The sequence below is a fragment of the Acidobacteriota bacterium genome (assembly GCA_004299485.1).
Taxonomy (GTDB): Bacteria; Acidobacteriota; Terriglobia; order Terriglobales; family SCQP01; genus SCQP01.
In genome coordinates, this window is record SCQP01000001.1 from 344,912 (window position 1) to 371,249 (window position 26,338).

General features: G+C 64.0%; 24 protein-coding genes. 21 read left to right on the forward strand and 3 right to left on the reverse strand.

Annotated features, from left to right (window positions below):
- The first annotated feature begins 9 nt into the window (after positions 1–9).
- On the forward strand, positions 10–1,302 hold the full coding sequence (locus EPN33_01580; protein TAN24727.1) for a DEAD/DEAH box helicase: 1,293 nt from the start codon (positions 10–12) through the stop codon (positions 1,300–1,302).
- A gap of 287 nt (positions 1,303–1,589) precedes the next feature.
- Here the strand turns inward: EPN33_01580 and EPN33_01585 are convergent, their stop codons facing one another.
- The gene (locus EPN33_01585; GenBank protein ID TAN24482.1) at positions 1,590–1,886 is read right to left on the reverse strand and encodes a type II toxin-antitoxin system Phd/YefM family antitoxin; all 297 of its coding nucleotides are present in this window, start codon (positions 1,884–1,886) and stop codon (positions 1,590–1,592) included.
- Between the two features lie 69 nt (positions 1,887–1,955).
- Between EPN33_01585 and EPN33_01590 the strand changes: the two genes are divergently transcribed.
- From EPN33_01590 to EPN33_01660, 15 genes are all read left to right on the forward strand, one after another.
- Positions 1,956–2,249 (forward strand): type II toxin-antitoxin system prevent-host-death family antitoxin, encoded by a 294-nt coding sequence (locus EPN33_01590; GenBank protein ID TAN24483.1) that lies wholly within the window; start codon positions 1,956–1,958, stop codon positions 2,247–2,249.
- A complete protein-coding gene (locus tag EPN33_01595; GenBank protein TAN24484.1) occupies positions 2,246–2,674 on the forward strand; it encodes a PIN domain-containing protein in 429 nt (142 codons plus the stop codon). The genes EPN33_01590 and EPN33_01595 overlap by 4 nt, the downstream gene beginning before the upstream one ends.
- A gap of 61 nt (positions 2,675–2,735) precedes the next feature.
- Positions 2,736–3,128: an NADH-quinone oxidoreductase subunit A gene (locus EPN33_01600; GenBank protein ID TAN24485.1), complete on the forward strand. Its 393-nt coding sequence runs from the start codon at positions 2,736–2,738 to the stop codon at positions 3,126–3,128.
- Complete coding sequence (locus tag EPN33_01605) at positions 3,128–3,508, forward strand: NADH-quinone oxidoreductase subunit C (GenBank protein ID TAN24486.1); 381 nt, start codon at positions 3,128–3,130, stop codon at positions 3,506–3,508. The genes EPN33_01600 and EPN33_01605 overlap by 1 nt, the downstream gene beginning before the upstream one ends.
- Before the next feature lie 2 nt (positions 3,509–3,510).
- Entirely contained in the window at positions 3,511–3,711 is a 201-nt protein-coding gene (locus EPN33_01610) for a hypothetical protein (protein TAN24487.1), read from the forward strand.
- A complete protein-coding gene (locus EPN33_01615) occupies positions 3,711–4,922 on the forward strand; it encodes an NADH-quinone oxidoreductase subunit D (GenBank protein TAN24488.1) in 1,212 nt (403 codons plus the stop codon). The genes EPN33_01610 and EPN33_01615 overlap by 1 nt, the downstream gene beginning before the upstream one ends.
- Positions 4,923–5,021: 99 nt before the next feature.
- Entirely contained in the window at positions 5,022–5,516 is a 495-nt protein-coding gene (locus EPN33_01620) for an NAD(P)H-dependent oxidoreductase subunit E (protein TAN24489.1), read from the forward strand.
- Positions 5,513–6,829 carry an NADH oxidoreductase (quinone) subunit F gene (nuoF, locus tag EPN33_01625; GenBank protein ID TAN24490.1) on the forward strand — a complete coding sequence of 439 codons (1,317 nt, stop codon included), beginning with the start codon at positions 5,513–5,515 and terminating at the stop codon, positions 6,827–6,829. The genes EPN33_01620 and nuoF overlap by 4 nt, the downstream gene beginning before the upstream one ends.
- Positions 6,829–8,994, forward strand: a complete 2,166-nt coding sequence (gene nuoG, locus EPN33_01630) for an NADH dehydrogenase (quinone) subunit G (GenBank protein TAN24491.1) — start codon at positions 6,829–6,831, stop codon at positions 8,992–8,994. Before nuoF ends, nuoG begins: the two co-directional genes overlap by 1 nt.
- The gene (gene nuoH / locus EPN33_01635; protein ID TAN24492.1) at positions 8,994–10,004 is read left to right on the forward strand and encodes an NADH-quinone oxidoreductase subunit NuoH; all 1,011 of its coding nucleotides are present in this window, start codon (positions 8,994–8,996) and stop codon (positions 10,002–10,004) included. Before nuoG ends, nuoH begins: the two co-directional genes overlap by 1 nt.
- 10 nt (positions 10,005–10,014) lie before the next feature.
- A complete protein-coding gene (locus tag EPN33_01640) occupies positions 10,015–10,578 on the forward strand; it encodes an NADH-quinone oxidoreductase subunit J (protein TAN24493.1) in 564 nt (187 codons plus the stop codon).
- A 12-nt stretch (positions 10,579–10,590) separates the two neighbouring features.
- The gene (gene nuoK / locus EPN33_01645) at positions 10,591–10,893 is read left to right on the forward strand and encodes an NADH-quinone oxidoreductase subunit NuoK (protein ID TAN24494.1); all 303 of its coding nucleotides are present in this window, start codon (positions 10,591–10,593) and stop codon (positions 10,891–10,893) included.
- Between the two features lie 3 nt (positions 10,894–10,896).
- The gene (locus EPN33_01650; protein ID TAN24495.1) at positions 10,897–12,864 is read left to right on the forward strand and encodes an NADH-quinone oxidoreductase subunit L; all 1,968 of its coding nucleotides are present in this window, start codon (positions 10,897–10,899) and stop codon (positions 12,862–12,864) included.
- Positions 12,865–12,867: 3 nt separating this feature from the next.
- On the forward strand, positions 12,868–14,448 hold the full coding sequence (locus EPN33_01655; protein TAN24496.1) for an NADH-quinone oxidoreductase subunit M: 1,581 nt from the start codon (positions 12,868–12,870) through the stop codon (positions 14,446–14,448).
- Positions 14,445–15,911 (forward strand): NADH-quinone oxidoreductase subunit N, encoded by a 1,467-nt coding sequence (locus EPN33_01660; protein TAN24497.1) that lies wholly within the window; start codon positions 14,445–14,447, stop codon positions 15,909–15,911. The genes EPN33_01655 and EPN33_01660 overlap by 4 nt, the downstream gene beginning before the upstream one ends.
- On the opposite strand, the gene EPN33_01665 is transcribed toward EPN33_01660, so the two are convergent.
- Entirely contained in the window at positions 15,908–16,243 is a 336-nt protein-coding gene (locus tag EPN33_01665; GenBank protein ID TAN24498.1) for a hypothetical protein, read from the reverse strand. The two genes, EPN33_01660 and EPN33_01665, sit on opposite strands and share 4 nt — an antisense overlap.
- A 122-nt stretch (positions 16,244–16,365) precedes the next feature.
- The gene (locus EPN33_01670) at positions 16,366–16,728 is read right to left on the reverse strand and encodes a hypothetical protein (GenBank protein ID TAN24499.1); all 363 of its coding nucleotides are present in this window, start codon (positions 16,726–16,728) and stop codon (positions 16,366–16,368) included.
- Positions 16,729–16,934: 206 nt separating this feature from the next.
- Here EPN33_01670 and EPN33_01675 point away from each other — a divergent pair, with 206 nt between their 5' ends.
- From EPN33_01675 to EPN33_01695, 5 genes are all read left to right on the forward strand, one after another.
- Positions 16,935–20,072 carry a DUF3857 domain-containing protein gene (locus tag EPN33_01675; GenBank protein TAN24500.1) on the forward strand — a complete coding sequence of 1,046 codons (3,138 nt, stop codon included), beginning with the start codon at positions 16,935–16,937 and terminating at the stop codon, positions 20,070–20,072.
- Positions 20,073–20,618: 546 nt separating this feature from the next.
- Positions 20,619–21,128 carry a GNAT family N-acetyltransferase gene (locus EPN33_01680; GenBank protein TAN24728.1) on the forward strand — a complete coding sequence of 170 codons (510 nt, stop codon included), beginning with the start codon at positions 20,619–20,621 and terminating at the stop codon, positions 21,126–21,128.
- A gap of 18 nt (positions 21,129–21,146) precedes the next feature.
- The gene (locus tag EPN33_01685) at positions 21,147–22,082 is read left to right on the forward strand and encodes an MBL fold metallo-hydrolase (protein ID TAN24501.1); all 936 of its coding nucleotides are present in this window, start codon (positions 21,147–21,149) and stop codon (positions 22,080–22,082) included.
- Positions 22,082–23,062: an aldo/keto reductase gene (locus EPN33_01690; protein TAN24729.1), complete on the forward strand. Its 981-nt coding sequence runs from the start codon at positions 22,082–22,084 to the stop codon at positions 23,060–23,062. Before EPN33_01685 ends, EPN33_01690 begins: the two co-directional genes overlap by 1 nt.
- A 150-nt stretch (positions 23,063–23,212) precedes the next feature.
- Entirely contained in the window at positions 23,213–26,299 is a 3,087-nt protein-coding gene (locus EPN33_01695; GenBank protein TAN24730.1) for a glycoside hydrolase, read from the forward strand.
- Positions 26,300–26,338: the final 39 nt, after the last annotated feature.

The window sequence follows — 26,338 nt, forward strand, 5'->3', positions numbered from 1 at the left end:
GCGCCGGCGATTCTTGACCGCCTCGCGGCGGCCCAATTCTCAACCCCCACTCCGGTGCAGGCGGCGGCGCTGCCACCGGCGCTCGCCGGCCAGGACGTGCTGGCCACGGCGCAAACCGGCACCGGCAAAACGCTGGCGTTTTTGCTGCCGATACTCCAGCACTTGCTGCCAGGAGCCAGCGCCGCGCGGCCGCACGGCTTGCAGGCGCTGGTGCTCACCCCCACGCGCGAGCTGGCGATGCAGATCGTCGCGCAGTACGAGCTGTTGCGGCCGCGCGGGCTGCCGCCGGCGGCGCTGCTGGTGGGCGGCATGAACGAGCGTCCGCAACTCGCGGCGCTGCCGCCGCGCGGCCACGCACGCCTCGCGGTGGCGACGCCCGGGCGCCTCGAAGACTTTCTGCAGCGCAAGCTCGTCTCGCTCACCGGCATTAGCGTGCTGGTGCTCGATGAAGCCGACCGCATGCTCGATGTCGGCTTTCTGCCGGCGATCCGGCGCATTGTGGCGGCGGCGCCGCGCGAACGGCAAACGCTGTGCTTTTCCGCCACCATGCCGCCCGAGGTCGAGGAGCTGGCGCGGGCGGCCATGCGCAAGCCGCAGCGGCTGGCGCTGGGGTCGGTCGGCAAGCCCGTGCCTTCGATTCAGCTCGATGCCTACGAACTCGGCGATGGCCAGAAACTCAGTCAGCTGCAGGACCTGCTGCGGCGCGAGCGGGGGCGCTGCCTGGTCTTTGCGCGCACCAAGCACGGCGTCGACCGGCTGGCAAAAACGCTGGTGCGCGACGGCTTTGCCGTGGCGGTGATCCACGGCAATCGCTCGCAGGCGCAGCGCACCAAGGCGCTGGCCGGATTCCAGGGCGGGCAGTTTCAAATCCTGGTGGCCACCGACGTTGCCGCACGCGGCATTCACGTGGATGATGTAGCGCACGTCATCAACTACGACCTGCCCGAAGTCGCCGACGACTTCGTCCACCGCGTTGGCCGCACCGGCCGCGCCGGCGGCAGCGGCCGCGCCAGCACCTTCGTTACCCCTGGCCAGCGCGCCGACCTGCAGCGGATGGAAAAGCAGTTGGGCATCCGCCTGCAACGCTGCACCGTCACGGCGGCGCCGGCCGTGCCCACGCCCCTCAAGCCGGCAGCAGCGGGAAGCCCTCTTGCGCGGCCGCGGCCCGCAGCCGCTCGTCGAGACAAACGAACGGCAAGAGGTCCGCACGAGTGGGTGAAGCAACGAGGGCGGCGGCAAGCTGGATCGCATCGGCCGCGCGCAACGCGTGCTGCCGCAACAATCGAACGGCCAAACCTTTGATCTCTTTGACTGGCGCGCGGCTGAGCTGGGGGCCCGATAGCCCCAGCCCAGCCGCGTGTCGCTGGGCGCTACCTGCCGCCAGCCGCGGCTGGCGCGATCCAGGCTCTAGCTCAGCGCCATAAAATCCGCTCCACGCGGGCATTCGCGCTCCAGCCGTGCCAGCGCGGAAGCGCATTCGACCTCCGTCGCCCACCAAACTGCGATGTCTTCCTCGGGCAGGCCTCAGAGTTCCGCCGACTGATGCTGATCCACGAGCAACGGCACGAGAGCGGAACTGTCCCAAAATCTCATCGGTTCTCCTCGCGCTCATCGAGAAGCGCCCGCAGCAGCGATCCCGGCTCCGGCAGTTTGGGAAGCGGACGCGTATAGAAGTCGTGAGGCAACGGCTCGCGCGCCGGTAGCAGCACGCCCCGCCGCTCCAGGTCCGCAATCCGCGCATCTTGCTCCGCTGCCGCGCTGAACGCCGCCGCATCGAGGCGCGCCACCGGACGGCCCCGGTCGGTGATCAGCACCGGACCGCTGCGCAGCCCATCAATGAGCTTGCTCAGGTTGTTTTTGGCCTCCGTAATGCTCGCCGTTTTCATTAAGCTATTTTGGCTTGGTTAGACTTGGGGCGGCCTAGTGGCGCCCAGCGAAAAGGCTACAATAGCCAGATGAAGCGCGCGAGCATTTCCGAGGCTAAAAACAACCTCAGCGCCCTGATCGACGGGCTGCGTTCCGGCAACGGGGTGCTGATCACCGACCGGGGGCGCCCGGTGGCGCGGCTGGAACCGGTGCGGGCCGGCGACCTTAGCGAGGATGAAGCTTTGGCGGCGTTAGTCCGCGATGGCCTGGTCACGCCACGCAAGCATGCACCTTCCGAAACGTGGCTGCGCGAGCCTCCGATCAAGGTGGCGGGGGTTGACCTGACCGCTGCGCTGCTGGAGGAGAGGCGCGAGGGCAGGTGAGATTCTGGGACGCATCCGCGCTGTCGCCTCTGATTGTTACCGACGTGTTCACCGCGCGGGCCGAAGCGTTGATGCACCAGGATGAGGGCATGATGGTCTGGTGGGGCAGCCGCGTCGAGTGCGCCAGCTCGCTGGCGCGGCGGGAACGCGAGGGACGGTTGGCAGCGGCCGAGAGCGAAGCTTCCTGGCGCCGCCTCGAACGCATGGTGGTCACGTGGAACGAGGTCGCACCCAATGACGACCTGCGCGCCGAATCCGTGCGGTTGCTGCGTCGTCATAGCTTGCGGGCGGCGGATGCGCTGCAGCTCGCGGCCGCGGTACTCGCTGCCAAAACCCGCCCACAGCCGCTCGACTTCGTCACCTTTGACGAGCGACTCGCGGACGCCGCGCGCGAGGAAGGTTTCCGAATTCAGGGAATTCGCTGAGATTTATTGACAGGGTGGCGGGGGTGCCTTTATAGTCGGAAGTTCCGCACCGCCTACACCGATGCCTCCGTCCTACATGGCCAGCTATCTGCCGATCCTGATCCAGCTTGTGCTGGCGATCGGGCTGGCGTCGATCATCATCACGCTGTCGTACCTGATCGGCCAGCACAAGCGCACGGCGGTGAAGGGCGGAGCCTATGAATGCGGCATCACGCCGGTGGGTGATGCCGAGCACCGCTTTTCGGTGAAGTTCTACCTGGTGGCGATCATCTTTATTTTGTTCGACATTGAGGCCGTATTCCTGATTCCCTGGGCGATTGAGATGAAGAAGCTGAAGCTGTTCGGCTTCTTCGAGATGCTGGTGTACGTGGCCATCGTACTGGCCGGGTTCTACTACATCTGGACCAAGGGCGTGATCGACTGGAACCGGCCGGAGCGAGCCTCAGAAGATTAATGAACGAACAGGCCACCATCACCACCACCCCCGGCGAGTGGCGTGCCCTCGCCGAGCGTCTGCGCGGCGAGGGATTCGATCAGCTCTGCGATCTGACCTGCGTGGACTGGTATCCGGAAGCGGACCGGTTCGAGGTCGTCTGCCAGCTTCACAACACCAGGACCTTCCAGTGGCAGCGAATCAAGACGCGCTGCGGCGAAGCCAACCCACCGGCGACGCTGGCGACAATTTGGCCGTCGGCGAACTGGTTTGAGCGCGAGGTGTTCGATCTGTTTGGGGTGCGGTTTGTGGGGCATCCGGATTTGACGCGGATGATGCTGCCGGACGATTTCGAGGGGCATCCGCTGCGCAAGGATTATCCGGTGGAGGGCTACCGGTAACCATGGCGACCACCTTCGAGCCTGTGGCGGGTGAGCAGGGGCAGGATCGCTCCCGCAACCTGATCATGAACATGGGGCCGCAGCACCCGGCTTTTTATTGGCGCGGGTCCCTGCGCGGCGCCGCCGCGCGTCCCGCTTTTGCTCGCGTCGCCCTGGGGGCCCCTGAGCCCCAGGCCGGCGCTGCGCTGGAGGGTTGCTGCTAATGGCGACCACGTTTGAGCCGGTAGCGGGCGAGCAGGGGCAGGACCGCAGCCGCAACCTGATCATGAACATGGGGCCGCAGCACCCCTCCACGCATGGCGTGCTGCGCATGGTCCTGGAGCTGGATGGCGAGGTCATCGTCAAGGCGCGGCCCGACATCGGTTATCTGCATACCGGCATTGAGAAATCGGCGGAGTCGAAGTTTTACCAGCAGGTCGTCACCCTCACCGACCGGATTGATTACCTGGCGCCGCTGTGCAACAACCTGGCCTACGTGCTGGCGGTGGAAAAGCTCCTGCAACTTGAAATTCCGCGGCGGGCGCAGTGGACGCGGGTGCTGCTGACGGAGCTGACGCGGCTCAACAGCCATCTGGTTTGGCTGGGCACGCACGCGCTCGACATCGGCGCCATGACGGTGTTCCTGTACTGCTTCCGCGAGCGCGAGGAGCTGCTGAAAATTTTCGAAATGTTCAGCGGGCAGCGGATGATGACCTCGTACTTCCGCGTGGGCGGGCTGGCGCTGGAGCCGCCGCTGGGCTGGGCGGAGCGGATCAACAAGTTTCTGGCGACCTTCCCCGGCCACATCGACGAATACGAAGCGCTGCTGACGAAGAACAACATCTGGGTCGGGCGCACCAAGGACATCGGCTATCTTTCGCCGGAGGATTGCATCGCCTGGGGCGTGACCGGCCCGTGCCTGCGGGCGGTGGGGCTGGCGAGCGATCTGCGCAAAACCTCGCCGTATTCGTCGTACGAAGAGTTTCAGTTTGACGTGCCCACGCGCACCGAGGGCGATGTCTATGCCCGCTACCTGGTGCGCATTGCGGAAATGCGCGAGAGCGTGAAGATCATCCGGCAGGCGATTGACGGCATGCCGGAAGGCGCATGGAAGGTCGATGCGCCGGGCATTGTGCTGCCCGACCGCGACCAGATGAAGTACTCGATCGAGAGCCTCATCTACCACTTCAAGATCGTGACCGAAGGCTTCAAAGCGCCGCGCGGCGAGGCCTACCAGGCGATAGAAGGGCCGCGCGGCCAGATGGGCTATTACGTCGTTTCCGATGGCGGGCCGAAGCCGTACCGCTGCCACATGCGTTCGGCGTCGTTCGCCAACTTGCAGGCGCTGCCCAAGATGATCGAGGGGCGGTTGCTGGCGGACGTAGTGGCGATTATCGGGAGCATTGATATTGTGCTGGGGGATGTGGACCGGTGAGGAAAACAGTGGCTAATTGCCAGTGGCTAGTTGCTAGTGGGCGCCCGGCGTCCGCGCCTTTACTAGCCACTGATCACTAGCCACTGGCAACTTTGAGCTATGCCAACACCGTTTAGTCAAGGACTGGAGCAAAAATTCGCGGACCTCATGGGCCGGTATCCGGCGCGGCGGTCGGCGCTGGTGCCGATGCTGATGTACGCGCAGGATGAGCTGGGCTACCTGACGCCGGCGGCGATTGCCCGCATTGCGGAGCTGCTGGGCGAGAGCGAGATGGCGGTGCGCGAGGTGATTGGCTACTACTCCATGCTGCGCACGGAAAAAGCAGGCAAGTACCACGTGCAGGTGTGCACCAACATCAGTTGCCTGCTGCGCGGCGGCGAGGAGCTGTACGAGCATTGCCAGAAGCGGCTGGGGATCGGCAACAAGCAGACGGCCGCGGACGGGGTGTTTTCGCTGGAGGAAGTCGAATGCCTGGGGGCATGCTCGTGGGCGCCGGCGGTGCAGATCAACTATGACTTTCATCAGGAGCTGACGCCGGAGCGGCTGGACCAGATACTCGATGCCTATCGCGAGCGGGCGGTGCAGGGGGCATGAGCACGCAAGCGCATCCGCTCGAAACGCGCGTGGTCAGCCGGCGCTTCGATCAGGCCGACGCCTACACACTGCAAGGCTATTTAGCCTCAGACGGTTTCAAGGCGCTGGACAAAGCCTTTGCCATGCAGCCGGAGGCGATCATTGAAGAGGTCAAGAAATCCGGACTGCGCGGACGCGGCGGCGCGGGCTTCCCTACCGGCATGAAGTGGTCGTTCGTGCCCAAGCAGTCGCCGCGCGAAAAGTACGTGCTCTGCAACGCCGATGAGAGCGAGCCGGGCACGTGCAAGGACCGGCTGATTCTGGAGTACGACCCTTTTTCGATCATCGAAGGCATGCTGATCGCCGGCCTCGCCATCGGCGCGCGGCGCGGCTACATCTACATCCGGGGCGAGTACCGCTATCTGCTCGACCGGATGGAGAAGGCGCTGGAAGAAGCGCGCGCGGCGGGCTACGTGGGCAAGAACATCCGCGGGCGCGGCTTCGATTTCGACATTTACGCCCACACCGGCGCGGGCGCCTACGAGTGCGGCGAGGAATCGGCGCTGATGGAGTCGCTCGAAGGCAAGCGCGGCATTCCGCGCCTGAAGCCGCCGTTTCCGGCGGTGAGCGGCTATCTGGGCGGGCCGACGGTGATCAACAACGTCGAGACGCTGGCCTCGGTGCCGCACATTCTGCTGCACGGCGGCGAGTGGTTTGCGGCCTTTGGGCCGCCGAAAAACGGCGGCACGCGGCTGTTTTGCCTCTCGGGCCATGTGAACCAGCAGGGCGTGTGGGAGCTGCCGCTGGGCTTCCCGCTGCGGCGGCTGATCGAGGAGCTGGGCGGTGGGATGCGCAACGGCGCCAAGTTGAAGGCGGTGGTTCCGGGCGGATCGTCGACGCCACTGCTGCCCGCCGATGTGGCCTGGAACGTCAATCTGGATTTTGATTCGATGGCCAAGGTGGGGACGTTTCTGGGCTCCGGCGGCGTGGTGGTGCTGGACGAAACGACCTGCATGGTGAAGTTCGCGCTGCGGATCATGCAGTTTTACCGGCATGAATCCTGCGGCTGGTGCGTGCCCTGCCGCGAGGGCACCAACTGGCTGCAGACCTCGCTCACCCGCTTCCATAACGGCGGCGGGCGCGAAGCCGACATCGCACTGATGCAGGAGGTCTCGCAGAACATTCTGGGGCACACCTTCTGCGCCTTGGGCGATGCCGCGGCGATGCCGACGATTTCGATTTTGCAGCACTGGCGGCAGGAGTTTGTGGACCACTTGGCGGGGAAGCCCTGTCCGTTTGGAGCGAAAACCGCCGTCGCGGTGGGAGCGCACTGATGGCTGATGTTCATTTCACGGTTAATGGCAAAGCGCTCACCGCGCCCGCCGGCACGCTGCTGATTGAGGCCTGCAAGCAGGCGCACATCGAAGTGCCGTCGTTCTGCTATTACCCGAACCTGTCGCTGCAGGCGGCGTGCCGCATGTGCCTGGTCGAAATCGAGAAGATGCCCAAGCTGCAGACCGCCTGCACGGTGGTTGTCACTGAGGGCATGAACGTAAACACTGACAGCGAGACGGTACACAAGGCGCGCAAGTCGGCGATCGAGTTCATTTTGACCAACCATCCGCTCGACTGCCCGGTGTGCGATGCCGGCGGCGAGTGCGAACTGCAGGACATGACCTTCAAGTACGGAGCGGAGAAATCCCGCTTCGTCGAGCCCAAGCGGCACCGCGAGGAGCAGCAATGGTCGCCGGTGGTGTACTTCGACCGGCCGCGCTGCATCCTCTGCTACCGCTGCGTGCGGGTGTGCGGCGAGGGCATGGACGTGTGGGCGCTGGGGGTGTCAAATCGCGGGATCAACGCGACCATCATTCCCAACCACCAGGACCATCTTGAGTGCGAAGAGTGCGGCAACTGCATTGACATCTGCCCGGTGGGCGCGCTCACCAGCGGCGCGTACCGCTACCAGACGCGGCCGTGGGAAATGGAGCATGTGGGCGCCATCTGCACTTTCTGCGGCGATGGCTGCAAGACGACGCTGGGGGTGCGCAACGACCGCGTGGTGCGGGGCGACAACCGCGACAAGAGCGGCATCAACGGCGATTTTCTGTGCGTCAAGGGCCGCTATGGCCTCGACTTCACGCAGCACAAGGACCGCCTGACGCAGCCGCTGCTGCGCATGGGCGGCGAGCTGAAACCGGTGAGCTGGGCGTTTGCGCTGCAGACGATTGCCGAGAAGTGGAAGGAAATCGGTAAAGGCAACGTGGGCGTGATCGGCTCGACGCGCGCGCTCAACGAAGAGGCGTATACGCTGCGCAAGTTCGCACGCGAAGTGCTGGGGACGCCGCACCTCGACCATCACCGCACCGCCGACTTCCCTACCCTGCTCAGTAACGCAAAGTCGTTCGCCACCATGAGCGACCTCAAGACGGCGCCGGTGGTGCTGCTGGTGGGCGGCAACCCGACCGATGAGCATCCGCTGGTGGCGTGGAATATCCGCTGGGGCTACCGGCTGCACAAGACGCGGCTGTACGTGCTGAACCGCAATGAGATCAAGCTGCGGCGGCAGGCGTACCGCTACGCGCGGGTCGAGAGCGAAGCCGCAGCAATTCAGTTCCTGAACGGCAAGGGCAAAGCCGCAGGGGCGCCGCTGACCGGCGTGGGGGAAGCCAGCGAAAAGCGCTGGCCGCAGACGCCGGTGTCAGAACCGCAGACGCTCGATGAGAGCCTGCAGGATTTCCGCGCCCGCCTGCAGCAGGAGCAGGACGTGATCATGGTGATCTCGCCCGACATTGCCGGTGACGATCTGCGGCAGCTTATCGCATTCGGCAACGGCCTCAGCGGGACCACGCGCTACATGCTGCTGGGCGACAACAGCAACTCCCGCGGTGCGTCAGACATGGGGCTGTACCCCGGCGAAGGCGGCATGAACCTGGAGCAGATGGTGAACGGCAGCCTGCCCGCGCTGTATGTGGCCGGCGCCAACCCTTTCCGCCTCTACCCGCAGACGCGCGACAGCCTGGGGCAAAGATTCCTCGTAGTGCAGGACCTCTTCCTGACCGAAACCGCGCAGGCGGCGGATGTGGTGCTGCCGGCGCTTTCGGCTTACGAAAAATCCGGAACCATCACCAATACCTGCGGCGAACTGCAGCTTCAGCGCCGGGGCGGAGGGTTCGAGGGCGCCAAGAGCGATCTGGAAATTCTGTATAAGCTCGCCATCGCCATGGGTGCGGACTGGGGCGCGGCGAATCCGGAGCGGACGCTGCAGGAGATCCGGCAGCAGGTGCCCGGCTACAACGTCTCGCTGGCTAAATTAATGTCCGGCGAAGCGGTGCTGACTGGGGCGGGAGGGAAGAGGGAAGAGGGAAAAGGGGGCACGCTGGCGCCTAATCACGATACCTTGTTCACCGCCGGTACGTTGGGCCGCTACTCGGCCACGCTCAACCAGGTGCTGGAGCGGCATTTGCCGGACGTCACCGAGGCAGAGGAGAAAACCCGCTAGTGTCGAACCTCGCTTTTTTCGTCGTCTCGCTGATCAAGTGCCTGGTGATCCTGTTCATTCTGCTCACCGCGGTGGCCTACATTCAGTTGGCCGAACGCAAAATTGTGGGCCGGATGCAGGCGCGCGTGGGGCCAACGCGGGTGGGGCCGTTCGGACTCTTGCAGCCGGCGGCCGATGCGGTGAAGTTCATCCTCAAAGAAGACGTCACGCCCGACACCGCGCACAAGTTCCTGTATCTGCTGGCGCCGGCGCTGGCGGTCGTGCTGGCGCTGCTGTCGATCACGGTGATTCCCTGGGGCGGCATCGTGCATATGTTCGGCTACACGATCCCGCTGCAGATCACCGACATTAACGTCGGGTTGCTGCTGATTCTGGGCGTAACGTCGCTGGGCGTGTACGGCATTGTGCTGGCGGGCTGGTCATCGAACAGCAAGTACTCGCTGCTGGGCGCGCTGCGCGGCGGCTCGCAGATGATCAGCTACGAGCTGGCGCTGGGGCTGGCGCTGATCGGGCCGCTGATTCTGGGTGGCACGCTGAGCCTGCGCGGGCTGGTGGACGCGCAGACGCACATCTGGTTTATCGTCCCGGAGATCGTGGCGTTTTTCATTTATCTGTGCGCCGCGTTTGCCGAGACCAACCGCATTCCGTTTGACCTGCCGGAAGCCGAAGGCGAGCTGGGCGCCGGTTACCACACCGAGTACAGCGCCATGAAGTTCGCCATGTTCTTCCTGGCCGAGTACGTGAACATGATCACCGTAAGCTGCGTAGCCACCATCGTGTTTCTGGGCGGCTGGATGGGGCCGCTGTTCGGGCCGGCGTGGCTGATGGCGATTCTGCCGACGATTTACTTCCTGATCAAGGTCTGTTTCTTCCTGTTCCTCTACATCTGGGTGCGCGGGACGCTGCCGCGCTACCGCTATGACCAGCTCATGGCCTTCGGCTGGAAAGTGCTGGTGCCGCTGGCGCTCGCCAACGTGCTGGTGACCAGTCTGGTGGTCGCGCTCCAGTGAGGATGCCGCTATGCAGATGACGCTATTTCTGATTTTTGCGGCGCTGGCGCTGGCGGGCGCGATCAACCTGCTCGTGCAGCGGCACCCCATCTACAGCGCCCTGTCGCTGGTGACGGTGATGGGCGCGCTGGCGGTCGAGTATCTGATTCTGGGCGCGGAGTTCATCGCCTTCATTCAGGTCATCGTCTACGCGGGCGCCATCATGGTGCTGTTCGTGTTCGTGATCATGGTGCTGAACGCGGGCGAGGTGCAGCGCGAGTCGAAAAGTAAAGTCGCGGCGCTGATGGGCATTCCGGTGCTGATCCTGTTCGCCATCGTGCTGCTGGTGCGCGTAAGCACGGACTTTGCCGGCCGCAACCTCGGCTTTGGCACCTATATCGTGCAGACCGGCCCGATTGGCGAGAGCCTGTTTCATGATTTCCTGCTGCCGTTTGAAGTGACCTCGGTGCTGTTCCTGGTCGGCGTGCTGGGCGCGGTGGTGCTCGCGGCGCGGCAGGAGAAGCGCGCCCCCGCCGCCGTCAGCGCCGAACCCGAAGAAAAGGAGGAAGCGGCCGGCGTCGCCGCCGGCAAATAGCCGCAAGTCGCTATGGTTCCCCTTTCCTGGTACTTGATTCTCAGCGCCATCCTCTTCTGCCTCGGAATTGCCGGCTTTCTTTTTAAGCAAGACATCATTACGGTTTTCATCTCGATCGAGCTGATGCTGAACGGCGTGAACTTGGCGTTTGTGGCCTTCAGCCACGCCCTCCATCAGATTGCGGGCAACGTCTTCGTCTTTTTCGTAATGGTCGTTGCCGCCGCCGAAGCGGCCGTGGGCCTCGCGATCATCATTGCGGTGGTTCGCAACCGCAACACCCTCGCCGTGGATGAGCTTTCGAGGCTTCGAGATTAGCGCATGTCCTTACACCTCTGGGTAATCCCGATCCTTTGCTTCCTCGGCTTTCTCGCCAACTTGCTCTTTGGGCGGCGCTGGAGCAAACGCGTTGCCGGCGCCGTTGGCGTGGCGTTTCCGGCGGCGGCGTTTGCCTACGCGCTGTGGGTGGTGTCGCGCTGGAGCGTTATTCCGCACCCGTATATTGAGACGCACCTGCCCTGGATCAGCGCCGGGGTGTTGAGCATTCCGTTCGGGTTTCAGCTCGATCCGCTTTCGCTGGTGATGCTGTTGATCATTACCGGCGTGGGGCTGCTGATCCACATTTACTCGCTCGGTTACATGGAGCACGACGGCGGATTTTACCGCTTCTTCTCGCTGCTCAACGTCTTCATGTTTTTCATGCTGGTGCTGGTGCTGGCCAACAACTACCTGCTGATGTTCGTAGGGTGGGAAGGCGTCGGCTTCTCCAGCTACATGCTGATCGGCTTCTGGTACAACAAGGAATCCGCCAACCGCGCGGGCATGAAGGCGTTCATCACCAACCGCATCGGGGATATGGGCTTCCTGGTGGGACTGTTCTTCATGTTCGACTACTTCCACACCTTCACCTATAGCGCGCTGTTCCCGCAGGTGAAGCAGATGGGTGTCGAACACGGCTGGTCGGGGCCGCTGACCATCATTGCGATTCTGCTGTTCGTGGGCGCGACGGGCAAATCGGCGCAGCTTCCGCTCTACGTCTGGCTGCCGGACGCGATGGAAGGCCCGACGCCGGTCTCGGCTCTGATCCACGCGGCCACCATGGTCACCGCGGGCGTGTATATGGTCTGCCGTTCGGCGGCGATCTACAGCCGCTCGCCTGCCGCGCTGAGCGTGGTGCTGGCGGTGGGCGCGCTGACCGCGATCTTCGCGGCGTCGATTGGCTTGCTGCAGCGCGACATCAAGAAGGTACTGGCGTACTCGACCGTCAGCCAGCTCGGTTACATGTTCATGGCCTGCGGCGCGGCCATGTACGGCGCGGGCGTGTTCCACCTGATGACGCACGCTTTCTTCAAGGGCTTGCTCTTCCTGGGCGCCGGCAGCGTGATTCACGCCATGAGCGGCGAGCAGGATATGTGGAAGATCCGCGCGGGCGCGCCCGGCGGGTTGATGAAGTACGCACCGATTACCTTCATTACGTTTTTGATCGCCACCTGTGCGATCAGCGGCATTCCTTTCTTCAGCGGCTTCTACAGCAAAGACCGGATTCTCTATGACTCGCTCACCTCGGCCAACGGCAGCGTACTGTGGTGGGCGGTGGGCACTATTGCTGCGGGCATGACGGCGTTCTATATGTTCCGCGCGTTGTTCGTCACGTTCTTTGCGGATCCGAAGAAAAAGCTGGTAGCTAGTAGCTCGCAGCTTGTAGCCAAACAAGAGCACGGCGGACATCATGGGCCGCATGAGTCGCCGGGGGTGATGACGTGGCCGCTGATGATTCTGGGATTTCTGGCACTGACCGGCGGCTACATCGAGTGGGGCGACCGGTTCACCAACTTTTTGGCGCCGGTGTTCGACACCGGGGTGCCGACGCTGCCGACGCATCCCATCGCCGGGGGCGAAATGACGGTCAGCATCATCTCGGTCGCTATCGCCTTTATCGGGCTGGCTCTGGCCTGGTACTTCTACCTGAAAAATCCCGAGGCGCCGGAGAAGCTGGCCGCGTCGATGCATGGACTGTATGACCTGGTCCTGAACAAGTACTGGATTGACGAAGTCTACGGCGCGCTGATCACGCGGCCGCTGGCGGCGTTTTCGCGCGTAGTACTGTGGCGCGGCGTGGATGTGGGCCTTATCGACGGCGCGGTGAACGGCATCGCAACCACCGCGCGCGATTCCGGCGACCGGCTGCGGCGGCAGGCTTCGGGCAATATCCGCAGCTACGCGACGTGGGTGGTGCTGGGGGCGGTGGCGGCGCTGCTGTGGATGGTTTATGGAGGGGCAAGGTTCTAAGCCATGACTTTCCTGAACCACACTATCGTGAGCTGGATCATTTTCTTTCCGATGATCGGGATTGTCGCGCTGCTGCTGACGCGCGGCGAGCAAGCGATCAAGCGCGTAGCGCTCGTCTTCACCGTCATCACCTTCGCGCTTTCGCTGCATCTGCCGTTTCACTGGAACAGCGCCGAGGGCGGCTTCCAGTTCCTGCAGGCGAAATCCTGGATTCCGGCGTTTGGCATTCACTACCTCGTCGGCGCCGACGGCCTCAGCCTGTGGCTGATGGTGCTGACGACGTTCCTCAGCGTGCTGGGCGTGCTGGTGTCATGGAAGTCGGTCAAGCAGAATCTCAAGGCCTTCTTCATCCTGCTGCTGCTGCTCGAATGCGGCATGCTGGGCGTCTTCAGCTCGATCGACCTCTTCCTGTTCTACGTCTTCTGGGAAGTCACGCTGGTGCCGATGGCGTTTTTGATCGGCATTTGGGGCCACGAGCGGCGGATTTACGCGGCGGTCAAATTCTTCCTGTACACCATGGCCGGCTCGCTGCTGATGCTGGGCTGCATTTTGTGGCTGTACAACCTCACCGGCACGTTCAACTACATGACCATCAAGGCCGGGCTGGCGAACGGGCTGTACCACCTGAGCCCGACGACCGAGCTGGTGCTGTTCCTCGGCTTCTTTGTGGCGTTTGCGATCAAAGTTCCGCTGTTTCCGTTTCACACCTGGCTGCCGGACGCGCATACGGAAGCGCCGACGGCCGGCTCGGTGCTGCTGGCCGGCGTGCTGCTGAAGATGGGGCCGTACGGCATGCTGCGCTTCAATCTGGAGCTGTTCCCGCACGCCGCCCGCACCTGCGCCTCGTGGATTGTGATTCTGGGATTGATCGGCATCATCTACGGCGCGCTGGTCGCCTTCTCGCAGCCCAACATGAAAAAGCTGGTGGCCTACAGCTCGGTCAGCCACATGGGCTTCATCATGGTGGGCGTGTTTACCTTCAGCCTGATCGGCACGCAAGGCGCGATCTACCAGATGCTGAACCACGGCATTTCGACCGGCGGCCTCTTCATTCTGGTGGGCATGCTCTACGAGCGGCGGCATACGTTTGATCTGAAGGAATACGGCGGCATCGCCAAGGTCATGCCGCTCTACGCAGGCTTCTTCATCTGGATCGTGATGTCTTCGGTTGGTCTGCCGCTGCTGAACGGTTTTGTGGGCGAGTTCATGATCATGCTGGGCACCTTCACGGCTTCGGTCGCCCATGCGCACGTGTTCGGCATTGTCGCCTGCGTCGGCATCATCGTGGGCGCCATGTATCTGCTGCACTGGACGCGTTCGACGGTGTGGGGCGAAATCACCAACGCCAAGAACAACGTGCTCGCCAAGCTCGACAAGCGCGAAATCTTCGTGCTCACCTGCATCGCGGTGCTGACGCTGTTCATGGGCGTGGCTTCGCCCTTCTTCCTGAATAAAACAGTGGCTAGTTCTCAGTTGTTAGTGGCTAGCGTGAACGCGCCATCGGCGCGCACCCGCTCGGGCGTCACCGCCGCACTAACCACTAGCCACCAGCCAGTAACCACTGTTCGCGGAGGTGGCCAATGAGCCTGGTGCCTTCGGTCTACTACCTGCGCATCCTGCCGGAGATCATCCTCGCGGTTTTCGGGCTGGTGATCATGCTCGTGGCCGGGCCGGCGCGGCATGGCAGTCGCGCCCGTGTGTGTGGCTGGATCGCGTTCGTGGGCAGCATACTGGCGCTGTTGAGTGTGCTGGTGCAGGCGGCGAATCCGGGCACGGCGTTCAACGGCATGTTCCGCGTGGATGCCTTCACGACGTTTCTGCATGTCGTGCTGATCGCCGCCACGGCGGTGATCGTGCTGCTGGCGATGGATTACCTGCCGCAGCAAAAGCTGGAACGCGGCGAGTTCTACGCGCTGCTGCTGTTCGCCACCATTGGCATGGGCTTCATGGTCGGCTCGGTGGAGCTGATCATGATCTTCATTGGGCTGGAGATCAGCTCGATTTCGACCTATATTCTGTGCGGCTACCGGCGGCATGACGGCAAATCGACCGAGTCGTCGCTCAAGTACTTCCTGCTGGGTTCGTTCGCCACCGCGTTTTTCCTCTACGGTATTGCGCTGCTCTACGGCGCGAGCGGCACGACCGATCTGTACGCCATGGCTGCGCAAGGTTTCCACATCAGCTATGGCGGCATCAGCAACGCCGAGCTGGTGCTGGCCGCGGCGGCGCTGATGTTCATCGGCCTCGGCTTCAAGATGTCGGTGGCGCCGTTTCAGATCTGGACGCCCGACGTCTATGAAGGCGCGCCGGCGCTGGTGACCGGCTTCATGTCCGCCGGGCCGAAGGCTGCGGCCTTTGCGGTCGCGCTGCGCATCTTCTACGTCGCGCTGCACGGCTCGACGGGCGCGTGGTTCTGGATGGTCTGGGCGGCGGCGATTCTGTCGATGTGCCTTGGCAACCTGGGCGCGCTCATGCAGAACAACCTGAAGCGCATGCTGGCCTATAGCTCGATTGCGCAGGCCGGCTACGTGCTGGTGGCGTTTGCCGCGCTCGGCCAGGCGGGCGCCTCGGCGGTGCTGTTCTACCTCGCCGCCTACGTGGCGATGAACATCGGCGCCTTCGCCATCATCGCCCACTTCGCCCACAGCGAAGAGCGGTATGTGAACCTGCACGACTACGCCGGTCTGGGTTTCAAATCTCCCTGGCTTGGCTTCTGCCTGGCGGTGTTCCTGTGCTCGCTGATCGGCGTGCCGCTCACCGGAGGCTTTTTCGGCAAGCTCTACGTCTTCCAGGCCGCGCTGCATTCGCACCTCATCGGCCTGACCGTCATTGGCCTGCTGAACAGCGCCCTGGCGGCGTTCTACTACCTGCGCGTCATCGTCTACATGTATATGCGCCCGGAGGAAGAACCCATCGCACAGTCGCGCTCGAACGCGCCGCTGTTCGTCGCCGTCGCCGCCTGCGTGCTCGTCACCTTCTGGCTCGGTATCTTCCCCTCGACCGCCTTGGCGCACGCGCTCAAGGGCGCGCAGCAACTACTGCACTAGTGGCTCGCCACTTTTTGCCCTGGTCGCTCCCGTTGGTCGCTTGGAGTGCGGGCTTCGATTGCCGGCAGGGTCCGCCCGCTGGCGCTCAGGGCTCCTACAAGCTGCCGCCGAAGGTCGTCGTCTGGCTCGATCTTCTGGTCAGGCACCTTCGCAAGCACGGCCAAGTACTTCTCCCGGTCGCCTCGCGCTGCCCGCTCGCGCAGCCTGTCCCACGCCTGTGCCTGATCGGCCAGCGCGGCGTTGACCACGTCTTCGACAGAGATCTGCCGTGCCTCCGCGATCTTGCGGACATGGTCGTAGGCTTCGACCGGAATCTTGATCTTCACGCTCACAACGCCCTCAGCGTGGCTCGCCACTTTTTGCCCTGGTCGCTCCCGTTGGTCGCATGGCGAGCACCTCAGCCGGCGTCTTCACCACGACCCCGATCCGCCGCGCACCTTCAAAGTCGTGCAAATTAAATGATCGCGCCGCACTGCGCCGCTAGCTCGAGAATACTCTCGTCATCTGGATCAGGCAAAACCGTCCGCAAGCGCGGGACGGAAGGCTCCAGGCGAGTGCGCTGCAGCAGGTAGTCCAGAAAGTCGTCGATATCCTGGGCGCGCATGCCCGGCACCATCCCCGGCCGCTGGTGGCTCGCCACTTTTTGCCCTGGTCGCTCCCGTTGGTCGCTTGGAGTGCGGGCTTCGATTGCCGGCAGGGTCCGCCCGCTGGCGCTCCGGGCTCCTACAAGCTGCCGCCGTAGGATGTCTTCATACTCCAGCGCCAGCGCCACGGAAACGTGAAGCTCGAAGCGGTCTTCGGGGATTACCCGCAACAACTCGTACGAGGCGCCTCGTCGAGACCGCAGCCTCGCAACCAGGTGGCTCGCCACTTTTTGCCCCGGTCGCTCCCGATGGTCGCTTGGAGTGCGGGCTTCGATTCCCGGCAGGGTCCGCCCGCTGGCGCTCGGGGCTCCTCCAAGCTCCCGCCAAAAGAGCTGAAACAACTCCGGGCGATTGTGGCTTTGGCTTGGGGATTTTGCGCATGTATACTCACCGCATGAGATATGTAGTGGCCATCGTGTCGCTGCTGGCGGTAGCCGGACTGGCACAGGTTCCGCGCTCGGCCGCGGGGAGTGCAGCGGCAAGCAAACAACAGGCGTTCGTGATTCAGCAGTTGATCACCCAGGTCGCGTTTCGTGACGATGGCACCGGCGGACGGACGACACAGGCTACGCTCACGGTCGACTCCGATGCCGGCGTGAAGGCTCTGGCGGTTCTCTCGTTTCCGTATACACAGGGGTACCAGACGGTCAAGGTCGACTCAGTGCGCGTCCGGCAGGCTGATGGCACGGTAGTAACGACGCCGGCGGAGAATGTCCGCGACATGCCCGCCGAGATCTCGCGGGTGGCGCCCATGTACAGCGATCTGATGGTGAAACAAGTGGTGGTGCGCGGTCTGCAGGTGGGCAGCACGCTGGAGTATCGGGTGGAAAGCAAGCGCGTGAAGGCGCTGGTGCCGGGGCAGTTCTGGTTCGCCTACAACTTCGCGCGCGCGGTCGTATGCAAGCAGGAGCAGTTAACCCTGTCGGTGCCGGCCGATCGCGCGGTGCTGGTGGATAGTCCCGGATTTACGCCCACCGTTACCGAAGCCGGCGGCCAGCGCGTCTATGCGTGGCAAACTTCCAATGCCGCGCCCGCCAAGGCCAACCTTGCCGAGCTGCCGCCTCCGCCGGCGGTGGAAGCGACCACATTCGCCTCCTGGGCTGCCGTGGGCGCCTGGTACAACCAATTGCAGCAACCCGAGCTCAAGCTGACCCCGGCAATCCGCGCCAAGGCGGCGGCGCTCACACGCGGACTGAACAATGACGACGTCAAAATTCAGGCGATCTATGCCTACGTGGCGGGGCAGATTCATTACGTGTCACTGGATTTCGGCATTGGGCGGTATCAGCCACACGCGGCCGACGATGTGCTGGCCAACGGCTACGGCGATTGCAAAGACAAGCACACGCTGCTGGCCGCGCTGCTGCGGGCCGCCGGCTACGACGCCCGCCCGGTGCTGGTGAACACGGCGCGGCGCATTGATCCGAAGATTCCCTCGCCCGCGCAGTTCGATCACGTCATCACCGCCGTGCAGCGCCCCGGCGGACTGGAATGGCTGGATTCGACCGCGGGCGTGGCACCGGCAGGGTGGCTGGAGACGCAACTGCGCGGGCAAAAGGGCTTGCTGATCGGCAGCCAGCCCATCCAGTTGGTCACCATGCCTTCCGTCTCGCCGGTTGCCTCGACGGCGGACTTCGTGATGACGGGAGCGCTCTCGGCGCAGGGCACGCTGAAGGCCCATGTGACCTACCGCCTGAAAGGCGATGCCGACGTGCTCACGCGCGCGGCCTTTTTGAACGCGGCGCCGGCACGGTGGCAGAACATGATGCAGTATATCGTCCGCTTTTTGGGATTCGGGGGGACGGTGAGCAACGTGGTGACCAATGCGGCCGGCGATATCGAGAAGCCGCTGGTCATTACCTACGACTACGAACGGGATAATTTCGGCAGTTGGAGCACCCAGCAAATTACGCCGCCGCTACCCGTCATGTTGCTGCCGCAGTGGAATGACCAGGATCAGCCGACTATGACCTCGGGGCCGCGCCAAAGCACAGCCCGCTGCACCATTACGCTGCCGGCGGGCTATGGCATCACGCCCACACCCGACGTGCACGCCAAGGCCGATTTCGCCACCTACCGCTCCTCTTACTCGTTTCAGCAGGGGACCTACACGGCGGAGCGCACGCTGGACGTGCTGACGAGAACGGTGCCCGCCCCGGACAAAGCGCACTATTTGGCGTTCAACAAGACCGTCCAGGGCGACGTCGACGCCTGGACGACGGTGGATCTGCCGGCCGGTGCCATGACGGCGGCACAGCAAAGCCAGGCGCTGACCAGCAAGGGCTGGGCGCAGTATGAAAGACACCAATACGAGGCTGCCGCCCGCACCCTTCAGGCGGCGGTGCAGATAAACCCTAACAATAACTGGGCGTGGAATGATCTCGGGGACGCGGAAATGTCCCTGCGCCAAATGGCTGCCGCCGCCAAGGCGTTTCGCAAGGCCATTGCGGTCGATGCGAACGATCCCTATGCCTACGACAACCTGGCGCGCATTTTTTGGAATCAGGGGAATCTCGAGCAAGCCGAAGCGCAACTGCGCAAACAGATCGCAGTGAATCCCAACGGGCCGTACGCTGCGGCCGATTTGGGCGGGCTTTTGCTGCAGGAAAAGAATTATGCTGCCGCCGTGGCGGAGTTGGAAAAGGCGCGCGGCATTGCTGACTCGGCACGCATCGAAGTGAACCTGGGCGAGGCTGATTTTGCGGTGCATGACGAAAAGAGAGCAGAAGCGGCGTGGAATAAAGCCATGGGCCTGCAACCCTCGCCGCTGGTGGAGAACAACGTTGCCTGGCAGCTCGCCGATGCCGGCCTCGCTTTGGCTCAGGCCAAGAAATACGGCCGGGCCGCTGTGGCCGGACTTGGCACCGAAGTCGCAGCAATGAAATTGCAGAACTTCACCCAGACGCAAGCGGCCGCGGTGCATCTACTCGCCGACACCTGGGACACGCTGGGCTGGATTGAGTACAAGCAAGGTGACAGCAGCGGCGCCGTGTCGTATTTGGCGGCGGCCTGGCGGCTGGCGGGCGATCCGGTAATCGGCGACCATCTCGGCCAGGTGTACGAAAAACAAGGGCAGAAGCAGAAGGCCGAGCAGATGTATGCGGAGGCTGGGGCCGCGGCGCCGGCCAGCTTCCGCCATCCGCGCCGGAGGCTGCGTGCCTTGTTGGGCAGCGACGCGGCCGCGGAAGATCTGGTGCATGAGCATTTCGGCGACCGCTCGCAGCAGCGCAGTGTCTCGATTCCACGCCTGGCGCCGGGCAGCATCAACGCGAGTCTGCTGCTGCGCTTCTCGCCAGGGCCCGGCGGCAAGCCGAAACTGGACGAGGCGATCGAGGCGAGCGGCGACCCGTTGCCGCGCAACTGGACGCAACGGCTGACGGGGGTGAGCTTTCCAGTGCTGTTCCCTGACGGCAGCAGCACGCAACTGATCGAAGGCGCCGAAGTCGCCTGCAACGCCAGCGCTCCGGACTGCGATCTGGTGCTCATGCTGCCCCAGCCCGCCTCGTTCAACCCGTAAGGCCCGATTCGTCGCGCCAAAGCCAGCGCGATGCCGCTATCGGCGAGGTGATTTCCGAACTCGCGCGACGGAGCCTATGCGGGCAGGGGACAGCACGGCACGTGCGCAACGGCGTACCGCTGCTGCCCCAGCGGCGCACCAGCGTGCACGTGTTTTCCGAGCTGATCCGCCGCATCGAGGAAAGAACTGCCCTGACGCGCTAGCTGCGGGACGTCAACGCCCTGATCGCGCTGGTGGCTCGCCACTTTTTGCCCTGATCGCTCCCGTTGGTCGCTTGGAGTGCGGGCTTCGATTCCCGGCAGGGTCCGCCCAATGACGCTCAGGGCTCCTCCAAGCTGCCGCCATTCGACCCGGACCACGTGCTGCACGACGCCACATTCGGCATCTAAAGAGGGGCCGTCTGCGGTTGCACCACTGCTCGCCGCCATGCGCCAGCTCGCCCGACGCCGTCCACGGCGGTTTGGCGGGGCTGCACCTCATTCGCTCGCCCACGTGAGGGGGTTCGGGCATACTGGGGCGATGGCGGTGAGGGTCAGATTGGCGACGATGGCGGACGTGCCGGTGCTGCGCGACATTATTGAGCGCTCGGTGCGGGGGTTGCAGGCGCGGGAGTATTCGGCGCAGCAGATTGAGCTCGCGCTTGAGAGCGTCTATGGCGTGGATACGCGGCTGATTGCGGATGGCACTTACTTTGCCGCCGAGGCCGAGACCGGTGCGATAGCCGGCTGCGGGGGCTGGAGTCAGCGGCGGACGCTGTTTGGCGGGGACCAGTGGCAGGGGCGCGAGGACGAGAGGCTCGATCCGTCGTGCGAGGCGGCGAAGATCCGGGCGTTTTTCGTGCTGCCGGAGTGGGCGCGGCAGGGCGTCGGCAGCCGGATTCTGGAGACGTGCGAGACGGCGGCGAAGACGGCGGGATTCCGGGAACTGGAGATGGGGGCGACGCTGAGCGGCGTGCCGTTTTACCGGGTGAAGGGTTACGTCGCACTGGAAGAGGTCGCGGTGCCGCTGGGCGAAGGGCTGACATTGCCGATCGTGCGCATGGGCAAGGCGATTTAAGGCAGTTATACTTGCCGCATGCGGAAAGTGCTGGCGGGTGTGGCGTTGTTGGCCGTGGCGGCAGCGGCGCAGACGGCGGCGCCGAAGGTTTATTTCAATCTGCATGAAGTCGCGCCGGGGGTGTTTGCGGCCATCGATGCGCCCCACAGCCCGGCGGGCAGCAACGCCGGGTTCATCATTGGCAGCGATGGCGTGGCCGTGGTCGACACCTTCGAGAACGTCGATGCCGCCAGGGCGCTGCTCACCGCCATCCGCGAGCGCACCAAGCTGCCCATACGGTTTGTCATTAACACGCACTATCACCTCGATCACGTGACTGGGAATCAGGTGTTTTCCGGTGCCGGCGCGGAGATCATCGCGCAGAAAAACGTGCATGCCTGGATTCATAAGGACAACTACAAGTTTTTCGGGCCGCATCCGACGGCGGCGCAGATCACACGCGTACATGCCTACCGGGCGCCCGACTTGGGCTACAGCGGCGATGTGACTCTCTGGCTGGGCACGCGCAAGGTCGAGATCCGGACGCTGCAGGGGCATACGGGCGGGGATTCGCAGGTGCTGGTGCCCGACGCCAACGTGGTGTTCACTGGCGACTTGTTCTGGAATCACCTGCTGCCTAACCTAGTGGATGCGAACACGAAGGTTGTGCTGCAGTCGCTGAGCGCACTGGAAACCATGCCGCCGCATCCGGCGACGGCAACCTATGTGCCGGGGCACGGCGAGCTGGGCAACCTGGCGGCGCTGCGGCAGTTCCGGACGTACGTGGCGACGCTGCGCAGCAACATTGAACGCGCGCGTAAGCTGGGCATGAGCGGCCCGGGGCTGGTGACGACGGTGCTCGCCCAGCTCAAGCCCGACTACCGTTCGTGGGCGGATTTCGCCTACTTCGCCACGAAGAATATTGAGCAGACGACAGCGGAGCTGGCCGGCACGAAGAAAGTACTGGAGCCATGATGCAGACACGAAAGCTGGGTGAACTGGAGGTTTCGGGACTGGGGCTGGGGTGCATGGGACTGAGCCATGGGTACGGCACGCCGGTCGACCGGAAGCAGGGAGTTGCGTTTCTGCGGGCTGCGGTGGAGCGCGGGGTGACGTTTTTCGACACCGCGGAGATGTATGGGCCGTATACGAACGAAGAGCTTGTGGGCGAGGCGCTCGGGCCGGTGCGCGAGCGGGTGACGATCGCCACCAAGTTTGGGTTCCGGATCGTGGACGGCAAGGCGTCGGGAACGGACAGCCGGCCGGAGCACATCCGCGAGGTGGTCGAGGCTTCGCTGCGGCGGCTGCGGACCGATCATATTGATCTGCTCTATCAGCACCGGGTCGATCCCGAGGTGCCGATTGAGGATGTCGCGGGGACGGTGAAGGAGCTGATCGCGCAGGGGAAGGTGCGTTATTTCGGACTGTCGGAGGCGTCGGTGCGCACCATCCGGCGGGCACATGCGGTACAGGCGGTCAGCGCCTTGCAGAGCGAGTACTCACTCTGGTGGCGGGAGCCGGAAGCGGAGATTCTGCCGGCCTGTGCAGAACTGGGCATCGGGTTTGTGCCGTTCAGTCCGCTGGGGCGTGGGTTCTTGACGGGCGCCATTGATGAAACGACGCCGCTCAACGCCAACGACTTCCGGCGCAACATCCCGCGTTTTACGCCCGAGAACCGCAAAGCCAACCAGCGCTTCATCGCGGCACTGGAGGAATTCGGGAAGCGGAAGGACGCGACCGCGGCGCAGATTGCACTGGCATGGCTGCTGGCGCAGAAGCCCTGGATCGTGCCCATCCCGGGTACGACCAAGCCGGCGCGGCTGGAGGAGAACCTGGCGGCTGCCGCGATCCCGTTGACGGCGGCAGACCTGCGGGCGCTCAATGATATGACACGAACGATCCCGGTGCAGGGCGCGCGCTATACGGCGGCGCAGCAAAAAATGGTTGACCGCTGACCTCTTCCCGGGCGAAGAATTGCGCTACACTCAAGGGGTTTTCCGGAGGGTTGCCCCGTGCGCAGAATCGCATTTCGTCTCCTTACGATCGTTGCTTTGGCTTTGATGACGGGCTGGGCATTGGCCCAGAAACCGAGCACCTACGGCGCCATGCGCTGGCGCGAAATTGGACCGACGCGCGCCGGACGGGCGCGAGCGGTGGCCGGCGATCCGGTACACTCCAACATTACCTATATCGGCTTCGACAACGGCGGGGTGTGGGAGTCGACCGACTACGGCTCGAACTGGTTTCCGATTTTTGATGGCGAGGCGACGGGGTCGATTGGCGCGATTGCCGTGGCGCCCTCTGATCCCAGCGTGATTTACGTGGGCACGGGCGCGGGCATCATCCGGCCGGATCTGTCGACCGGCGGGGGCGTGTATAAATCGACCGACGGTGGCAAGACCTGGACGCGCCTGGGACTTGACGACACGGAAATGATCGCCAATATTGCCGTCGATCCGCACGACCCGAACCGGGTATTTGTGGCAGCGCTGGGGCATCCGTATGGGCCGAATGCGATGCGGGGCATTTTCCGCTCGACCGACGGCGGCAAGACCTGGAAGAAGGTGCTGTACGTGGATGAGTACACCAGCGCCAACGATGTGCGCATCAATCCGGAAAATCCCAACGTGGTCTACGCCGCGCTGTGGCAGCAGCAGGAAGGCTTTGCCGAGGATATGAGCTTCAGCGGCGGCAGCGGCGGGATTTACAAATCGACCGACGGTGGCAGCACCTGGCACAAGCTGACCAAGGGCCTGCCGGAGGTGCTGGAGGCGAACCTCGCCATCGCGCCCTCGCAGCCCAACACCGTGTATGCCGCGGTGGCAGCGGTGCGGAAGCGCAACGGGCCGGGAGGGTTTTTTGGTGGGGCGCCGGTGCATTTCTATAAGACCACCGATGGCGGCGCGACCTGGACGGAAGCAAGCACCGATCCGCGGCCGATGGTACGGATCGGCGGCGGCGACGTGCCTACGCTGGCGGTCGATCCGAAAAATTCGAATGTGATTTATGACTGCTCGACCGTGTTCTGGCGGTCGGAGGATGGCGGCAAGACCTGGTCGGCGGTGCGGGGTTCGCCCGGCGGCGACGATTACCAGAAGGTGTTCGTCAGCCCGGCGAACGACAACGTGATTGATCTGGTGTCCGACCAGGGTGGTGTGATTTCAGCTAACCGGGGCCAGTCGTGGAGCAACTGGTACACGCAGCCGACGGCGGCGATGTACCACGTGACCGCGGACGATGCGTTTCCTTACCGGCTGTGCGGCGGGCAGCAGGATTCCGGCTCGGCCTGCGTGGAGAGCCGCTCGATGGATGGGCGAATCACCTTCCACAACTGGCATCCGGTGATGATTCAGGAGTATGGCGAAGCGGCGCCCGATCCCAAGAACCCGAACCTGGTTTATGGTGCGGCGCACACCTCGGTGTCGCTGTACAACCGGGCGACAGGGCAGAGCGCCAGCGTGGGGCCGGACATTGCGCGCGGCAGCCAGTATGGCCGCAGCGTGCGGACGATGCCCATCATCTGGTCACCGGCAAACGACAATATGCTGCTGTTCGCCACCAACGCGGTATGGAAGACGCTAAACGGCGGCCATAGCTGGACGCGCATCAGCGGCGACCTGACGCGCGGCGCAGACTGGGCGGTTCCGGCCAACGCCGGCAAGTACGCCGCGGAAGTGAAACCCTCGGCGCTGGGGACGATTACGGCGCTGGGGCCCTCACCGCTGAGCGACAAGGTGATCTGGGCGGGCAGCAGCGACGGCCTGATTCAGGTGACGTTCGACGGCGGCGCGCACTGGAAGAATGTGACACCGCCGGGGATTAAGCCCTGGACGCGCATTTTCAATATTGATGCCGGCCATTTCAGCACCCAGACCGCCTATGTCGCGGCCAACACGCTGCGGCTCGACGACATGAACCCGCACTTCTGGAAGACGCACGACGGCGGCAAAACCTGGACCGAGATCGACAACGGCATTGCGCCGGGCGCGGTGGCCAATTCCATCCGGCAGGACACGAAGGTGAAGAACCTGCTGTACGCGGCAACGGAAACACAGGTGTGGGTGTCGTTCGACGATGGCGGCCAGTGGCAATCGCTGCAGCAGAATATGCCGGCGATTTCGGTGCGCGACATCGCCGTCAAAAACGACGCCTCCTGCCTGTGCGACGACCTTGTGGCCGGCACGCACGGCCGCGGCTTCTGGGTTCTGGACGATGTAACACCGCTGCAACAGCATGCGCAGGCGGAAGCGGCCGCAACGGCGTACTTATTCAAGCCGGAGACGGGGATTCGCATCCGCTTCGCCACCAATGACCCCACGCCCTGGCCGCCGGAGCTGCCGGCGGGGCACAATCCGCCGCCGGGACCGATCCTTGACTACTACCTGGCGCAGAATGTCAGCGGGCCGGTCACGATTCAGGTTTTGAAGGGCGATCAAGTGATCCGCACGTATACCAGTGCGGACAATCCGACGGGGCCGAATCCGGACCAGGACCCGGTGGCGTACAACGAGCTGTGCCAGAAGAATCCGGCGCTGGCGCACTGCGACATGACCATGTACTGGCCGGCGTCGCCGCGCACCATTGCGACCAGCGCGGGCGAGCACCGCATCTGGTGGGACATGCATTACCAGTCGATAGCGGGCGTGCAGGCATTTGGCGGCGATGGCGGTGAGGGGGCGGTGCCGCACCAGACCAACTCCAGCGTGGCCACGCCGCTGGCGCCTCCGGGCAACTACACCGTCAAGCTGACGGTGGAGGGACACAGCTACACGCAGCCGTTTGCGTTCCAGATGGACCCGCGCGTCAAGACGCCCGCGGCCGGGCTCGATCAGCTCTATCGGCTGAGCGCCGAGATGTACGACGGCGCCAAGGCCGACCGCGCCGCGTATGAGGAAGCGCGCGCGGCTCTGGCGAAGACGAATGATGCGGCGCTGAAGAAGCAGATCGCAGCGCTGGCGCCACCGCCGCCGCCGCCGGGACGCGGACGGTTTGCCTTCTTCTTCCGGCGCGGGCCGATGGGTCCGCCGACACTGGCGAGCATAGCCAATGCCGAGATGAACGCGGCCATGGCGATGCAGCACAGCGACATGATGCCCACGGCGGCGGAAATCGCCGCCTGCCAGCAGGCGCACGCGCAAGCGGAGACGGTGCTGGAGCAATGGACGGCACTGAAGGCGAAACTAGGGCAGTAAATCCGCGATCACATTAAGGTTGCGTTCAGCTTCGGCGGG

What these genes read in the sequence shown, in the direction of transcription:
- EPN33_01660 (TAN24497.1), top strand. Translation starts at nt 14,445, where the DNA reads ATGAGCCTGGTGCCTTCGGTCTACTACCTGCGCATCCTGCCGGAGATC.
- EPN33_01640 (TAN24493.1), top strand. Translation starts at nt 10,015, where the DNA reads ATGCAGATGACGCTATTTCTGATTTTTGCGGCGCTGGCGCTGGCGGGC.
- EPN33_01650 (TAN24495.1), top strand. Translation starts at nt 10,897, where the DNA reads ATGTCCTTACACCTCTGGGTAATCCCGATCCTTTGCTTCCTCGGCTTT.
- EPN33_01610 (TAN24487.1), top strand. Translation starts at nt 3,511, where the DNA reads ATGGCGACCACCTTCGAGCCTGTGGCGGGTGAGCAGGGGCAGGATCGC.
- EPN33_01590 (TAN24483.1), top strand. Translation starts at nt 1,956, where the DNA reads ATGAAGCGCGCGAGCATTTCCGAGGCTAAAAACAACCTCAGCGCCCTG.
- nuoG (TAN24491.1), top strand. Translation starts at nt 6,829, where the DNA reads ATGGCTGATGTTCATTTCACGGTTAATGGCAAAGCGCTCACCGCGCCC.
- EPN33_01605 (TAN24486.1), top strand. Translation starts at nt 3,128, where the DNA reads ATGAACGAACAGGCCACCATCACCACCACCCCCGGCGAGTGGCGTGCC.
- EPN33_01675 (TAN24500.1), top strand. Translation starts at nt 16,935, where the DNA reads ATGTATACTCACCGCATGAGATATGTAGTGGCCATCGTGTCGCTGCTG.
- EPN33_01585 (TAN24482.1), bottom strand. Translation starts at nt 1,886, where the DNA reads ATGAAAACGGCGAGCATTACGGAGGCCAAAAACAACCTGAGCAAGCTC.
- EPN33_01695 (TAN24730.1), top strand. Translation starts at nt 23,213, where the DNA reads ATGCGCTGGCGCGAAATTGGACCGACGCGCGCCGGACGGGCGCGAGCG.
- EPN33_01680 (TAN24728.1), top strand. Translation starts at nt 20,619, where the DNA reads ATGGCGGACGTGCCGGTGCTGCGCGACATTATTGAGCGCTCGGTGCGG.
- EPN33_01685 (TAN24501.1), top strand. Translation starts at nt 21,147, where the DNA reads ATGCGGAAAGTGCTGGCGGGTGTGGCGTTGTTGGCCGTGGCGGCAGCG.
- EPN33_01690 (TAN24729.1), top strand. Translation starts at nt 22,082, where the DNA reads ATGCAGACACGAAAGCTGGGTGAACTGGAGGTTTCGGGACTGGGGCTG.
- nuoF (TAN24490.1), top strand. Translation starts at nt 5,513, where the DNA reads ATGAGCACGCAAGCGCATCCGCTCGAAACGCGCGTGGTCAGCCGGCGC.
- EPN33_01655 (TAN24496.1), top strand. Translation starts at nt 12,868, where the DNA reads ATGACTTTCCTGAACCACACTATCGTGAGCTGGATCATTTTCTTTCCG.
- EPN33_01620 (TAN24489.1), top strand. Translation starts at nt 5,022, where the DNA reads ATGCCAACACCGTTTAGTCAAGGACTGGAGCAAAAATTCGCGGACCTC.
- EPN33_01615 (TAN24488.1), top strand. Translation starts at nt 3,711, where the DNA reads ATGGCGACCACGTTTGAGCCGGTAGCGGGCGAGCAGGGGCAGGACCGC.
- EPN33_01600 (TAN24485.1), top strand. Translation starts at nt 2,736, where the DNA reads ATGCCTCCGTCCTACATGGCCAGCTATCTGCCGATCCTGATCCAGCTT.
- nuoK (TAN24494.1), top strand. Translation starts at nt 10,591, where the DNA reads ATGGTTCCCCTTTCCTGGTACTTGATTCTCAGCGCCATCCTCTTCTGC.